The organism is Bacillus sp. JJ1503 (assembly GCF_036965125.1).
Taxonomy (GTDB): domain Bacteria; phylum Bacillota; class Bacilli; order Bacillales; family Cytobacillaceae; genus Cytobacillus.
In genome coordinates this window covers 1-13,867 of sequence record NZ_JBALOZ010000069.1, presented here as the reverse complement: position 1 = coordinate 13,867, position 13,867 = coordinate 1, and the positions used below count along the sequence as shown (strand labels likewise).

Genomic DNA, 13,867 nt, shown 5'->3' with positions numbered 1-13,867 from the left:
AAAGAAAGGGTGGAGATTTAAAAATAGTGGCAAAGGATAAAATAAAAATCAATCGTGCTAGATTCATTTATTAACTGTTTACTTGTTTACAAAATGTAAACTTTCCGTACACAAATGCGTTTACTTGTTTACAAATTCGTATACATCCTTCAGTAGCAATATGTGTACGAATTTGTTACACAAGTATACATAAATGTTTACAAAAAATCACTAAGTTTACAAGATGTTTACTGATTTACAGTTGTATTTTATTTCGGCTACGTCCATTGAAGATTTCAATTATCCCCCTTAACCTTAAAAGTAGAAACTGCTTTATACATATAAAACAATTAAATAGAAAAGGGATGAAGATGTAATGACTAAATCCAGAATTGCAGCGATTGATGTTGGAAATGACTCGGTTAAGGCTATTTTCGGGGAAGTAGAGTATGAATTAAATATTCCTAATATTATTGCTAGGGACACAGAGGATCGTCCGATCATTGGAATTGAAGAACTCGATCAGAAAAATCCGCTTGATGGCATACATATAAAGGTCCATTCACCTGCTCTAAAGGAGAATAACGTCATCTACCGAGTCGGAAACTTGGCAACAAAAAGCAATAGCGCATCAGAGCTTGACCCTGGGAGCAGTAAATCAGAGGAAGATCAAACATTAATTATGCTTTTTGCAACACTGGCTTTAGATGCAGTAAGGTCAGAAAACAAAGATGTCTTCCAGCGGACAAAAAATATCATCGATGCTGCCTACACACTCGGAACGGGACTCCCTCTTCGTGAGGTTAAGGAGGGAAAGGATGCCGGATATCGTTCGAAATTAATAGGGTCTGTCCATCAGGTGGAATTTCTTGTTACACCTAAATACCAAGGATTAAAGGTGAATCTAAGGTTCGATGAGGTCAAGGTATATCCTGAAGGATTTGCTGCTTATATTAATCTAGTCATGGATAATGATTTAAAGATTATTAATAAGGACCTTATCGACAAAAGGATTATTATCCAGGATATCGGGGGGCTGTCTACCGATATAGCGGTTATTAAGAACCGAAATGTTGATGATGATAAGGCTCAAGGGTTTAATCTTGGTGTGTCCGAATCATTAGAAGCCATTAGAGAAGAAATAAGATCCAAGCATGGCATTGAACTCGACAGCCGCAGAGATGTGGTTGAAATTATAACGAAGAAAAATGACCGAAATCATATTATGGTAAAAGGAAGCCGTACAAGTGTCCATGACATTACAGATCGAATCCTGCTTGATTTGGCTAAGAAGCAGTATCGTTTATTGCGGAATGTGTGGCAAAAAAACTCGCAGACAGAGATCTGCTATTTTGTCGGCGGAGGAGCGAATGTACTCAAGGAATATATAAAAACAATAAACAATAATTTAGATGGGTATAACATAGATTTTTTTGAAAATGAAAAAGAGAGCATTTGGATGATGGCCAATGCCTATTATAAATTAATTAAAGACTATTCAAGGAAAATGGAAAAGGTAAAAGCGGTCAAAGAGCCTGTGAAGGGCTAAGGTGATTCTATGGAAAAATCAAAATCAGGTATGATTAAAAGGGGACAAGCGATATCCTTTCGCATCCCTTCAGATACACCTGACCACTTATTAAAGCATCTCCAAAAGCTAAAGGAAACGGAACGAAGAAATTTCTCAAGCAAAATGGCCGAGTTTGTTCTAGAGGGAGTTGGAAAATCCTACTCCCAAGAAAGGGAAACGATCACCATTCCCCTTCCTCAGCGATTAAGTAAATCCCAGCGAGATTGGCTAAAGCATGAGCATTCCGAAGCCCTCATAGGCAATATTATTTATCAGCTGCTAATCGATCCCGTTCGGTCAACCTCATTACTGGCATCCATGAACAGCAAATCTATCGATATTAATGAAGCATTGTATTTGCAAGAGGAACCCGAGATTGCCACTATAAATGAGGAAACGGCTAATCTTTCAAAATATGAACAGGAATCAGCAGCCGCTTTAGAAGAATCCATAGACGATGATCTAATGGATTTTGATTGGGAAACCGCCAAGAAAAATCAGGAGCCTGAGGTGGAGGAAGAAGCTGCCGAAACCGATTTCGACCTTGATGATCTGCTTGGTGATTTCCTTGCTAAGATGAATAAGTAGAATACTATCCCCCTAAAAAAAGTAGTGCCATTAGAAAGAATGGCACTTCTTTTTTATTTGAACAGCTCTATGTATAGTAGAGGATTTCTAAGAGGAATAAAATGGATAAAATAGTATCGGTTTTACTTAAGAGCCGTACGATAGTCTTACTGTACGGCTCGATAAGCTTAGGATTGACTTGATCATCAAGTTAAGGTTAGAAAATGTATCTCTTTTCAATATTACTTTATTTTGTTACCGCCTCTAAAGCCACTTCAATCATGTCATTAAAAGTGGTTTGTCTTTCCTGAGCTGTTGTTTGCTCATGAGTAATGATGTGATCACTTACAGTTAAAATAGATAAAGCTTTCACGCCAAATTTGGCTGCTAAATAATAAAGTCCAGCCGTTTCCATTTCAACAGCAAAAACGCCTAATTTTCCTAGCTTTAAAAATGTTTCCGTATCGTCTGTATAGAAAAGATCAGAAGATAGAACATTACCCACATGAAGATTAAGGCCCTTTTCAACGCCGATTTCGTATGCGCTCTTTATTAATTCGAAATTCCCGATTTGTGGAAAATCATATCCAGGAAAATCATTGCGGATAATAGCTGAGTTTGTGGCAGCAGCTTGAGCAATGATGACATCACGAATTTTTACATCCTCTTGAATGGCTCCGCAAGTGCCAACGCGAACAAGGCTTTTGGCGCCATAATCTTTAATTAATTCATGAATATAGATAGATGCTGATGGCATACCCATCCCTGTTCCTTGTACGGAAACACGTTTCCCTTTATATGTTCCTGTGAAGCCCAGCATGCCTCTCACTTGGTTATAGCAAACAGCATCTTCTAGAAAAGTCTCAGCAATATATTTGGCACGCAGCGGATCTCCCGGCAGTAATACGGATTCTGCAATTTCTCCAACTTTTGCCTCGATATGAAAACTCATATATCTTCCCTCCAAAATTCTATCATTCGAAAGCGATTCCAAAAAATCATAACACAATAAAATTTTGAAGTCTGTTAAAGGGATAACGACAAAAGTGTGAGCCAATTCACAAAAAAACGTTAATCGCATAACTGAACTACCTACAACTATTTGCTATATTTGAATTACTCTCCAGACTAAAGAGAATTCCATTTGCGAAGTGATGGGGTCTCTTCAGTTTCGTTACATATCAATTCCAGTTTGTCTTTTTCAAGGAGGTAAAAATACTTACCTTGTACATCAATAAGGCCCTCATTTTGAAAATCACCTATGGTTTTGGAAATTGATTCTCTCGTCACACCCAGCATATTTGCTAGTAAAGACTGATTTACTTTCAGGTCTATTTTGTAACCGTTATCACATGGTTTTCCGAAGTTATAAAATAAATCTATGAGTAAATTTGCAACCTTCGTACGGACATCATAGAAGGTTAAATACCGAACTAGCCGATTAAGGATGCGGGTCCTCTCGACAAGAATCATATAGGCTTTTCTAAGGACTGATGGATATTTTTCCACGATATTTAAGAAATCATTCCTGGAAATAAGCCAGGTTGAAACATTCTCTATTGCTTCAATCGATGAGATTCGGTGCTGGTCGTTAGAAAGTGCTTCTGTCTCACCAATAATATCTCCAGGCATTGTTATACCAAGTACAACTTCCCTGCCTTCATGTATACGGCAGACTTTTGCCATTCCTGAGCGAATGATATAAATCTCATCACTTTGATCATTTTCAAATATTAGAACATGGTTTTTTTTGAAATGACGTTCTTTAAGTAAAGGAATGATATTAGATAATTCATTCTCGGGAATATTAGCGAAAATAGCGCAGTCTGTAATTTTGGTAATCAAAGGAATCCAACCTTTCAGTTCATTGTTTCTACTTTCTTTGGAATGATAATGAACATTATACCATGGGAATTAATACGAAAAATTTGTTTAAAAGATCAGGTTTCATTAATATTGGACTTGAAGGATTCATAGTAGCGGTGCTTTCTTTTCAGCGATTATCGCTTACTATGCCGAAACGGCAGGATTAGGATCTCTATCTCTTGGATTGGCTTAGTTAGGGCATTTGTTTTTACTGTCATTTTTTCGATTATTCATGCCCTTGAGGGTTATATATTCTTGCGGCAAGCACAATCTGCTGTGGTGCTTTTCATTAGAAAGAAGTGATTGGCTCTTGTTAAAACAATTAAATCAATGGTTTCATCTTCAAGAAGAAAATACGAGTGTCCGCACAGAGATGGTTGCTGGCCTAACCTCATTTATTACGGTAGCCTATATCATTGTTGTCAACGGTGCGATTTTGAATATGGCTGGCATGCCTTATGAAGCTGTCACTATTGCCACAGTGATTTGCTCCTTTATAGGATGTATGTTATTAGCCTTATGGGCAAATTCTCCACTGGTCATCGTTCCAGGGATGGGGGACAACGCGTTTTTCGTATTTACACTCGTGTTATCTTTCGGCCTATCTTGGCAGCAGGCTTTAGCCGTTGTGTTGATAGCGGGAATTGTTTATGTATTAACGACAACTTCTAAAGTCGCTGTTTTTTTATCAAACTCTATTCCGATGTCTATGATTCATGCTATGACTGCAGGAATTGGCTTATTTATTGCATTTCTAGGTCTGAAAAATGGGGGTGTAATCGTAGCAAACGAGGGAACCTTTGTAGCGCTGGCAAAGATTAGCGATCCCCATGCTTTAACGACCTTGCTTACTCTGCTTATTCTTGTACCGTTGTTTCAGAAGAATGTTAAAGGGAACTTTTTGATCGGAATTTTGATAGGGACATTCATTGGAGCTTTATTTGGTATTGTGGACTTTTCAAAGTTGCGTGATTTCCATCTCTCATTTAACGGTTATCAAGAGGTTTTTTTAGCTTTTGATTTTAGCCAAATAGGTACGTTTCATTTTTGGACAGCCGTATTTTCTTTATCGATGGTCATTATTTTCCAAAATATGAGTGTTCAGCTTGGCATGCTTCCAGATAAATCGAAATTTCGCAAGTCCTTTCAAGCTCATTCCTTTTCAGTCATCGGTGCGGGCCTTTTTGGCTGCAGCCCGACAACGACCGCTGCTGAGTCCGCAACAGGTATTGCCGCGGGCGGCAGAACTGGCTTAACCTCATTAACAACTGGCTTACTGTTTATACCGGCACTTTTTCTAACACCAATTTTTAAAGTGATTCCTAATAGTGCAATCGCACCCGTTTTGATCATTGTTGGATGTCTTATGGTCCAATCGATAAAAGAAATTCCCTTTAGCGATTTTACAGAGGCTTTCCCTGCCTATTTAATGCTGGCCATCATGCCGCTAACGTTTAATATCGCTAACGGAATTGCTTTTGGCTTTATTGCTTACCCGGTATTAAAGTGGGCAACAGGCAGAAAAAAGGAAGTTACAGGAACGATGTATGTCATTGCTTTTTTCTTTCTTCTATATTTTATAGTAGGAGCTTTTTAACAAATCATGTTCTAAAAATGCCCCTTGCAGAGAAGTGTTTATCACTTCTCTATTTTTTATAGTTAAGTGTATGAACATGGGAAAAAACAGGCTCTACTATAGTTTATGAGGTATAATTTAATACATCATATAAAGAAAAAACTGATACATATTTATACTCATATACTATTTATATATACATAAGGAGCAGAAATATGGAGAAAGAAGATTTAAAGCTATTACAGCAAGAAGTAACGAAACTTAGGGCTGAGGGGAAATATAAGGAAACGATTGAGGCATGCTATAATCTTCTGAAGTGCGGAAAAGAATTCGATGATTTTAAATCTATTTTAACTGCCCATATAAATCATGCTGCTTCCTATTATTGTATTGGGGATATAGAGGAAGCCTTTAATAGTATTGATGCCTATGTTGAAGTTTGCAGAGGTTTTGGAGACGAAGCAGATCTATTACATCAGTACAATGTATTGTTTTTGCTTTATGAATATAATAAGGATTTTACGAAGGCCAAGGCGACACTGGAGAATAGCATCAAGCTAGGAAAGAAATTAGAGAAATATAATATCGTTAGTAATGGATATAGCAATTTCAGTCATGTTTTGATGGAGGAAGGCAATTATGAAGCAGCCTTAGAAGCAGGTCAAAAGGGGCTAGAGGCGTCTAAATTACACAAACCCGCCAGTCCTATTCTTGGACTAAGAGTAAAGCTGAACATTGCAAAAGCTTATCTTGAGCTCAATTATTTTCATGATTCAAAAGCACTTATTAATGAAATGATCCATGACCCTATTTTAGAATCCTTTATAAGGGAAAAGTCTCAGTGCTATCATTTACAAGGAAGCTGGTATCGGAAGCAAAAATTATTAAGGAAGCATTTGACTCTTTAACTGTTGCAAAGGAATTAGTGGAAAGCTATCAAGATTTATACTTATTAAAAACGATTCAAGAAGAGCGATGCCAATTGTGTGAGCAGATGGAAGATGTTCAGTTAGGGTATCGTGTTCAAAAGGAATATATATCCTTGATAAACGATATTAATAAACAAGAATTAGCGTTAACGGCTTTAAAGCTTGAAATCAAACATAGTATGGCTGATTTTAAAAGGAAAGCCAATACTGATTTTTTAACAGGTACCTTTAATCGAAGCTATTTAGAAACCACTTCAAATGAGTGGTTAGAACAAGCATCTGTCAAAAATGAAAGTATTGTCTGTATCTTGTTTGACATCGATAATTTTAAAATCATTAATGATCAGTATGGTCACCTTTTTGGTGATGAGGTTATTAAACAAGTAAGTATTGCTTGTTCAAAAACAATAAAGGAAAATGAGCTATTCGCCCGGTATGGCGGGGATGAGTTTGTCGTAATGATTAGGGGCGCTTCACTTGAAAGAGGCAAGAAAAGGGCTGAAGAAATTAGGGAGGTTTTTGGTAAGTTAAAGATCGAAATGAGTGGAAACAGTGTATCCGTAACAACGAGTATGGGAGTTGCGGATAACTTAGACGGAAAAGTTCTATCATTTCATGAATTATTTCATCATGCGGATCTCGGACTATATAAGGCCAAACAAAGCGGAAAAAATAACGTTTCTGTTAAGTGATTTAATACATGTATTTCTTATTAATAAAGCCCACTTCTAACGTTAGGAGTGGGCTTCTTCTAATGATCAAGCATTTACTGGCTGAAGTGTTTGCAATACTTCCTGCAATGCAGTCATTTCCGTATTATTTAAAGGAACTAATGGGAGCCGGACTCCGCCAACTTGAATGCCTTGCAGATTAAGAGCAGCTTTTACTGGTGTTGGATTTGGAGCATTAAATAAAGCCTTCATAATCGGAAGAAGCTCGCGATGGGCAGCCGCTGCTTTCTGAAGCTCACCATTATTAAAGCTATTAATCATGTCTTGCATTTCGTTCCCGATAATGTGGGCAGCAACAGAAACAATCCCTGCTCCTCCGATAGCCAGAACCGGTAAGGTAAGACCGTCATCCCCACTGTATAAAGTAAAGTCAGCTGGGGTCTGGCTGATGATTTGGGCCATGGCATCTAAGTCACCGCTAGCTTCCTTAATTGCTACGATATTTTGAATTTCTGAAAGTCTTACAATTGTCTCAACTGACATATTCACAACGCTTCGTCCTGGAATATTGTACAGCATGATCGGTAATGACGTTGCTTCAGCAATAGCTTTAAAATGCTGATACATGCCTTCCTGAGATGGTTTGTTATAGTATGGCGCAACAAGCATAATGCCATCCACTCCAGCCTCTTCAGCCTTTCTAGTCAAGCTAATGGAAGTTCTTGTATTATTCGAACCTGTTCCAGCTATGATGGGAACCCTGCCGCCAGCTACCTCAACAACAAACTTAAATAGAGCCACTTTCTCTTCCTCTGTTAAAGTTGGCGACTCACCAGTAGTACCTGCAACAACTAATCCGTCTGACCCATTCTCGATTAAATAGTTAACTAAATTTTTTGTCGCTTCAAAATCAACCTCACCGTTATGATCAAATGGCGTTACCATTGCTGTAAGTACTTGACCAAAATTCATAACTTCACACACCCTTTTTTAAATTTTTTTAAAAAGTAGAGGTGATAGGGCCTATTTAAAACTAAACGCAAAAAAGCAACAACGAGGGACTCGCTGTTGCTATAGAAACAATAGTGTAAAAAAATCACCGTTTCTTGTGCGATAGCCCTCCATATAGTCTCTCCTATATGACAGTCCTGTATTTATTCAACACAGGCCCAGCTTTAAGAACATGAGATTCCTAAAACTTCGGCAAATTCCCCTTTTCACAATCATCATAGGGTCTCATTATCCTCCGATTGTGTACTGATGGTCTTTGCGCCTCTATCCTCACTTCAAAAAGATCTTGAAATAAGAACTTATTTAATTGTATTCAATGTTAACTGAAGGTTCCCATAATTGCAAGGGATTTTTAGAAATGTTTTTCCATTAGCTTATTTAAGCACCCGATTCAAGAAGGCTTTTGTCCGGTCAAATTGAGGATTTGAGAACAATTGGTCCGGGTGGCCGGACTCCGCAATTTCTCCGTTATCCATAAATAGAACCTGATTGGCGACCTCTTTAGCAAAGCCCATTTCATGAGTGACGACAATCATCGTCATTTGTTCTTCAGCGAGTGTTTTCATTACTTGCAGCACTTCACCCGTTAATTCCGGGTCTAGGGCTGAAGTAGGCTCATCAAACAGAAGAATCTCTGGCTCCATCATTAAAGCTCTCGCAATAGCGACCCTTTGTTTTTGTCCGCCTGAGAGATTTCCAGGATATGTGCCTGCTTTATCCGCTAACCCAATCTTCTCGAGAATTTCCATGCTGCGCTTCTGAAGGGATTCCGCAGATTCCTTTTTCACCATCTTAGGAGCAATTTCTAAATTTTCTCTTACCGTAAGATGAGGAAATAGATTAAAGTGCTGAAAAACCATCCCCATTTTGGACGTAATCCGATTCAATTCCTGCGGTTTGGAATACTCACCATTTTTAACTAGGTAATTGCCATCTATACAAATGCTGCCATCATTGATTTTCTCAAGATGAATCAGGCTTCGAAGCATGGTGCTTTTTCCTGAACCGGAAGGGCCAATGACGGCGATGACATCATTCTTTTTAACATTAAATGTAATTTGCTTCAGGACATTTAAATGACCGTATGATTTTTTTAGGTTGGATACTTCTATGATAGCCATAATATCAATCCTTCTTATTCAAATTTATAGCGCCGTTCTAGCCATTTAAAGAGCAACGTTAAGATAAGCGTAATTCCTAAATAAATAATGCCGGCAATGAAAAACGGCACAATGGTAAAGTCGCGGTTGACGGCTGTCTGGGCAAAGTGCAAAAGCTCCGGTACAGCGACAGCATATAGCAATGCAGTATCCTTAACAAGTGTCACCGATTCATTTGAAACAGCAGGGAGCGCAATACGGAACATTTGCGGCAGCACTATTCTTGTCGTTGTCTGCCATTTGCTTAAGCCAAGAACCTGTGAAGCCTCATATTGTCCCTTATCAATAGCCAAAAGACCACCACGGAAAATTTCCGCGAAATAGGCGGCGTAATTCAAAATAAAGCCTAAGCAGGCTGCAACAAAACGGTCAAGCACTAAATATTCCCCGATTACAGGGATAAGCGGGAGCCCGAAACAAATAAATAATAATTGCAAGAGGAGCGGGGTTCCACGCATCACATAAATATAGGCCTGTGCCAACCACGAAAGAGGCTTGATCGAACTTTTTACAGCTAAAGTTAATAGAAAGCCTAATGGAATGGACACTATGATGGCGATAATAAATAATAGGATTGTCATCTGAGCCCCTTCAAGCATGGGCTTAATAATTGTGAGAATGTAGTCCATCATGAAAGAATTCCTCCAAAAACAAAACAGGCTTTCCGAGGGAAACCCTGTTTGCTTCTATAATTTGTACGATTAATTTAGAACTTTGTCTGCACCAAACCATTTTTCTGAGATTTTAGCAGCAGTACCGTCCGCGCTCAACTCATCAAGGGCTTTTTGCAGTTCTTTTAATAATTCATCGTTCCCTTTTTTCACACCTACGCCGTATTCCTCTGGCGCTAATGATTCGTCAAGGACCTTAAAGGTACCCTCTTCTTGGGCCATATAGTAATCAATAACGACTTCATCAATGATAACCGCATCTACTCGGCCGGCCTTTAAGTCACTTAAGGCAAGAACATTATCGGCGTATTCGGAAACAGACTTGATGCTGTCTTTAATCGGATTTGCATTTAAGGCATCAGATGCAGAGGAAAGACCTTGAAGACCAATCACCTTTCCATCCAAATCAGCCAAAGTGCTAATGTCAGAATCAGCTTTTGTTGCAATCACTTGGGCATTCGCTAAATAAGGCTTTGTGAATAGAACCATTTCTTTTCGTTTATCAGTAATGGTATACCCATTCCAGATGAGGTCAATTCGTCCGCTGCTGAGTTCAGATTCCTTTGTTTTCCAATCAATCGGCTGGAATTTAACTTCTTTACCCATTTTTTTAACTGCAGCTTTCGCATAATCGATATCAAAGCCTACGAGATTATTATCCTTATCGCGGAAGCCCATAGGAGCAAATTTATCGTCAATTCCAATAATAATTTCGTTATCCTTCGTGCTGGCACTTGATGAACAGCCTGCCAAAATAGTAAAAACAGTTAATATTGATAGAATAATAGCTGAAAAACGTTTCATTAGTAGTAGACCACCTTTTGTCATAATCCTTTAGTGCGTTACCATATTATCATGATAACAAGATAAAATAAAAAAGTAAATAGAAATATTAGGAGATTGATTCTAGTAAAAAAGCTGAGGAAATTAGACAATAAAAAAAGAGGGGAGCGGCCCCTCTTTCATTAGAAAAATCCTATCATGTTGTTTAAGCATTTAAAGCCAGCTGAAGCATCGTTTCAATGCCTGCTGGAATCGTATCCTCATCTACATCAAATTTTGGATGATGGTGAGGGTACTGGCTTTTCTCTCCTTGCATGCCAATGTTGATGAAAGCCCCAACTCTTTCCTTCAAATAAAAGGAATAGTCTTCTGCTCCCATTACGGGATCAATGGACATAAACACGTCTTCACCAAAGGTTTTTTCGATGATTCCTTTCGCATATTCGCATGCTTCTGGATGATTGTATAACGGTGGAGTCCCTTCGATAAAATGATAATGACCTTTTGCGCCAAAGCTTGCACAAATGTCCTTTGTTAATTGCTCTGTTTTTTCGCGCATTAATTCGGCGCCTTCAAATGTTAGGGCCCGAATCGTACCTTGCAGCGTCACCTTATCTGGAATGACATTATAGGAATTACCAGCTTGCATGCCTCCAATTGAAATCACGCCCGCGTGCAAAGGATTCAGGTTTCGGCTGATAATGGATTGGAACGACTGAATAAGATGAGTGGCAATATAGATTGGATCGACCGCCTCATGAGGATAACCGCCATGTCCGCCTTTTCCTTCGATCGTGATGTCAAAGTCATCACTGGAAGCCATTGCATAGCCTGTGGCAAATCCGATTTTGCCAAGCGGCACACCGGACATATAATGGATTCCGTAAATAGCGTCCACACCATCTAAAACGCCCTCTTTCACAAGCTGCTTCGCTCCACTAGGAGACGCTTCCTCAGAGCTTTGGAAGATGAACACAATATTATTTTTTACTAAATGCGGATTCGAGCTCATCCATTTAGCAACGGCGAGCAGGGTAGCTGTGTGGGCATCATGGCCGCATCCGTGCATAACGCCTGGAACAGTTGAAATGTAAGATTTGTCTCCCTCTTCTTGAAGGGGAAGGGCATCCATATCCGCTCTAAGTGCAATTGTTTTTTTTCCTTCGGTCCCTTTAAAATAGCCGACTACATTTGGTGCTGAAAAACGATTGTCAACGGCAATTCCGAATTCAGCTAATCTTTCCTTTACATAAGCAGCTGTTTCGTATTCTTGCCCCGATAGCTCAGGGTGCATATGAAAATGTCTCCGAAGTTTAATTGTCCAGTCGATTAAATTTGAATCAACTAATTTTGTCTGTAGCATGATGAATGAAACCTCCAAATCATAATTAAGTCATAAAACTTTTGGTCATGGAAAAGCCTATGGAGCATGCGGTTAGGATTAAAGGTTTCCTCCGCATACCCCATAGGTGAATTCAATTCTTAAAAAGGCCCGTATTTTATCATTTGTGCAATCAGCAGGAAAACAATCGCTAGTCCTACTTGAATGAATATAAATGGGAGTACCCATTTTACCCATTTTGTATAAGGAATGCCAGCCATCGCAAGCCCCGCAATGAGTACGCCTGATGTTGGGAATATAGAATTGGATATCCCATCACCAAGCTGAAACGCTAGAACGGCTGTCTGTCTTGTCACGCCTACTAAATCAGACAGAGGAGACATAATTGGCATTGTAAGAGCCGCTTGTCCGCTTCCAGATGGAACGAGGAAATTTAGAAACAGCTGAACGAAAAACATCCCGATTGCATTTAAGGCTGGCGGAAGCAGACCTAGGAAGGAAGAAGAGTAATAAAGAATTGAATCCATCAGTTTCCCATCCTGGATGACAACAAGGATCGCCTGCGCAAATCCAATGATGATGGCTCCGCTGATGACTTCTTTTACTCCTTCTAAAAAGCTGTCTGCAATTTTATTCGGGCTTAATTTTCCGATGACCCCGGCAATAACTCCAAATAATAGGAAGAGGGCGCCGATTTCAGTTATATACCAGCCTAGTTTTAAAACGCCAAAAATGAGTGCAACAAAGTTAAGAAGAAAAACAATTAATACTAATTTATGACGAGTTTCGAGCTTTATTTGTGTTTGCTTATTTTTACTTGTTCCTTCATGGAAATTGCCAAAAAATTTAAGCTCAGGATTTTTTTTGATTTTTTTAGCATAGCGATAAATATAAATAACTCCTGCTAAATAGAAAGCCGCGAGAAGAACTAGCCTTAAACCCATGCCAGAAAAAGTTGGCAGTTCGGCAATGTTTTGGGCAACCCCAATGTTAAATGGATTCATAACGGCACTCATAAATCCAATATTCGCTCCAAGTGCTACAATCGCATACCCAACCATGGCATCAAAGCCTAAAGCAATAGCTAATGGCGTAATGATCCCTATATAAACGATCGTTTCTTCCGCCATCCCCATCAATGTGCCGCCAGCCGCAAAAAACAGCGTTACTACTGGAATAAGCAATAATTCTTTATTGGCTAGCTTGTTAGTAATACTGACAATCAAAGCATCGAGAGCGCCAGTCGCCTTTAATACGCCAAAGGCGCCGCCCACAAGTAAAACGAAAAAGATGATTCCTGCTGCTTGGACCATGCCTGAATGAATGCTAGTAAAGATATGAAAGAATCCAACTGGAGATGGGTCCGTAAAATGAAATGAGTCCGGAACGACAATCGTGCGTCCAGCCTTCTCAATTCTATCATATTCTCCTGCTGGCAAAATATAAGTCAAAATCGTAGCGATGACAATGACAAAGAAAATGAGGACAAAAGCATTGATGTTCAATCCTTTTTTGTCTTGTTGAATAGGATTATCCATTTTTAAGCTCCTTTATTGTAAAATAATAAAATTGTCGATATTCCGATGAAGCGGAAATAGTCCATCGACAAAGACCATGACTATATGAATGTAAATAAGTTCACAAAATGAATTTTTATGCACTTTATTGTAAGATGCATTCAATTATATTGCAATAATAATTTGCGATTTAAAAAAATTGGTTAGATTGGCATAGTGGAATAT

General features: G+C 38.8%; 13 protein-coding genes and 1 riboswitch. Of the genes, 5 read left to right on the top strand and 8 right to left on the bottom strand.

The window, feature by feature from the left end; genetic code table 11:
- Positions 1–355 precede the first annotated feature (355 nt).
- Together V7149_RS06330 and V7149_RS06325 are read left to right on the top strand one after the other, a co-directional pair.
- Positions 356–1,528 carry a ParM/StbA family protein gene (locus tag V7149_RS06330; RefSeq protein WP_335344806.1) on the top strand — a complete coding sequence of 391 codons (1,173 nt, stop codon included), beginning with the start codon at positions 356–358 and terminating at the stop codon, positions 1,526–1,528.
- Between the two features lie 9 nt (positions 1,529–1,537).
- Positions 1,538–2,137 carry a hypothetical protein gene (locus tag V7149_RS06325; protein ID WP_335344805.1) on the top strand — a complete coding sequence of 200 codons (600 nt, stop codon included), beginning with the start codon at positions 1,538–1,540 and terminating at the stop codon, positions 2,135–2,137.
- Between the two features lie 226 nt (positions 2,138–2,363).
- Here V7149_RS06325 and deoD read toward each other — a convergent pair whose 3' ends face one another.
- Together deoD and V7149_RS06315 are read right to left on the bottom strand one after the other, a co-directional pair.
- Complete coding sequence (gene deoD, locus V7149_RS06320; RefSeq protein WP_335344804.1) at positions 2,364–3,068, bottom strand: purine-nucleoside phosphorylase; 705 nt, start codon at positions 3,066–3,068, stop codon at positions 2,364–2,366.
- A 176-nt stretch (positions 3,069–3,244) separates the two neighbouring features.
- Positions 3,245–3,961, bottom strand: coding sequence for a Crp/Fnr family transcriptional regulator (locus V7149_RS06315; RefSeq protein ID WP_335344803.1), 717 nt, complete (start codon positions 3,959–3,961; stop codon positions 3,245–3,247).
- Between the two features lie 331 nt (positions 3,962–4,292).
- Here V7149_RS06315 and V7149_RS06310 point away from each other — a divergent pair, with 331 nt between their 5' ends.
- The 3 genes from V7149_RS06310 to V7149_RS06300 all read left to right on the top strand — a co-directional run bounded on the left by V7149_RS06310 (position 4,293) and on the right by V7149_RS06300 (position 7,179).
- The gene (locus tag V7149_RS06310; protein WP_335344802.1) at positions 4,293–5,579 is read left to right on the top strand and encodes an NCS2 family permease; all 1,287 of its coding nucleotides are present in this window, start codon (positions 4,293–4,295) and stop codon (positions 5,577–5,579) included.
- Between the two features lie 194 nt (positions 5,580–5,773).
- Positions 5,774–6,466 (top strand): hypothetical protein, encoded by a 693-nt coding sequence (locus V7149_RS06305; RefSeq protein ID WP_335344801.1) that lies wholly within the window; start codon positions 5,774–5,776, stop codon positions 6,464–6,466.
- Positions 6,400–7,179: a GGDEF domain-containing protein gene (locus V7149_RS06300; protein ID WP_335344800.1), complete on the top strand. Its 780-nt coding sequence runs from the start codon at positions 6,400–6,402 to the stop codon at positions 7,177–7,179. Before V7149_RS06305 ends, V7149_RS06300 begins: the two co-directional genes overlap by 67 nt.
- Positions 7,180–7,245: 66 nt before the next feature.
- On the opposite strand, the gene dapA is transcribed toward V7149_RS06300, so the two are convergent.
- From dapA to V7149_RS06270, 6 genes are all read right to left on the bottom strand, one after another.
- Positions 7,246–8,130 (bottom strand): 4-hydroxy-tetrahydrodipicolinate synthase, encoded by an 885-nt coding sequence (gene dapA / locus V7149_RS06295; protein ID WP_335344799.1) that lies wholly within the window; start codon positions 8,128–8,130, stop codon positions 7,246–7,248.
- A 134-nt stretch (positions 8,131–8,264) separates the two neighbouring features.
- Positions 8,265–8,444: riboswitch (Lysine riboswitch) on the bottom strand.
- Between the two features lie 99 nt (positions 8,445–8,543).
- Entirely contained in the window at positions 8,544–9,290 is a 747-nt protein-coding gene (locus V7149_RS06290; protein WP_335344798.1) for an amino acid ABC transporter ATP-binding protein, read from the bottom strand.
- 14 nt (positions 9,291–9,304) lie between these two features.
- Entirely contained in the window at positions 9,305–9,961 is a 657-nt protein-coding gene (locus tag V7149_RS06285) for an amino acid ABC transporter permease (protein ID WP_335344797.1), read from the bottom strand.
- 69 nt (positions 9,962–10,030) lie between these two features.
- Complete coding sequence (locus V7149_RS06280; protein ID WP_335344796.1) at positions 10,031–10,804, bottom strand: amino acid ABC transporter substrate-binding protein; 774 nt, start codon at positions 10,802–10,804, stop codon at positions 10,031–10,033.
- Positions 10,805–10,988: 184 nt separating this feature from the next.
- Positions 10,989–12,146 carry a M20 metallopeptidase family protein gene (locus tag V7149_RS06275; RefSeq protein ID WP_335344795.1) on the bottom strand — a complete coding sequence of 386 codons (1,158 nt, stop codon included), beginning with the start codon at positions 12,144–12,146 and terminating at the stop codon, positions 10,989–10,991.
- Between the two features lie 119 nt (positions 12,147–12,265).
- Positions 12,266–13,663 (bottom strand): YfcC family protein, encoded by a 1,398-nt coding sequence (locus V7149_RS06270; RefSeq protein WP_335344794.1) that lies wholly within the window; start codon positions 13,661–13,663, stop codon positions 12,266–12,268.
- Positions 13,664–13,867 lie beyond the last annotated feature (204 nt).

Bases quoted from the DNA above. Each gene is read 5' to 3' on its own strand.
- V7149_RS06330 (WP_335344806.1), top strand. From the start codon at position 356: ATGACTAAATCCAGAATTGCAGCGATTGATGTTGGAAATGACTCGGTT.
- V7149_RS06325 (WP_335344805.1), top strand. From the start codon at position 1,538: ATGGAAAAATCAAAATCAGGTATGATTAAAAGGGGACAAGCGATATCC.
- deoD (WP_335344804.1), bottom strand. From the start codon at position 3,068: ATGAGTTTTCATATCGAGGCAAAAGTTGGAGAAATTGCAGAATCCGTA.
- V7149_RS06305 (WP_335344801.1), top strand. From the start codon at position 5,774: ATGGAGAAAGAAGATTTAAAGCTATTACAGCAAGAAGTAACGAAACTT.
- dapA (WP_335344799.1), bottom strand. From the start codon at position 8,130: ATGAATTTTGGTCAAGTACTTACAGCAATGGTAACGCCATTTGATCAT.
- V7149_RS06290 (WP_335344798.1), bottom strand. From the start codon at position 9,290: ATGGCTATCATAGAAGTATCCAACCTAAAAAAATCATACGGTCATTTA.
- V7149_RS06285 (WP_335344797.1), bottom strand. From the start codon at position 9,961: ATGATGGACTACATTCTCACAATTATTAAGCCCATGCTTGAAGGGGCT.
- V7149_RS06280 (WP_335344796.1), bottom strand. From the start codon at position 10,804: ATGAAACGTTTTTCAGCTATTATTCTATCAATATTAACTGTTTTTACT.
- V7149_RS06275 (WP_335344795.1), bottom strand. From the start codon at position 12,146: ATGCTACAGACAAAATTAGTTGATTCAAATTTAATCGACTGGACAATT.
- V7149_RS06270 (WP_335344794.1), bottom strand. From the start codon at position 13,663: ATGGATAATCCTATTCAACAAGACAAAAAAGGATTGAACATCAATGCT.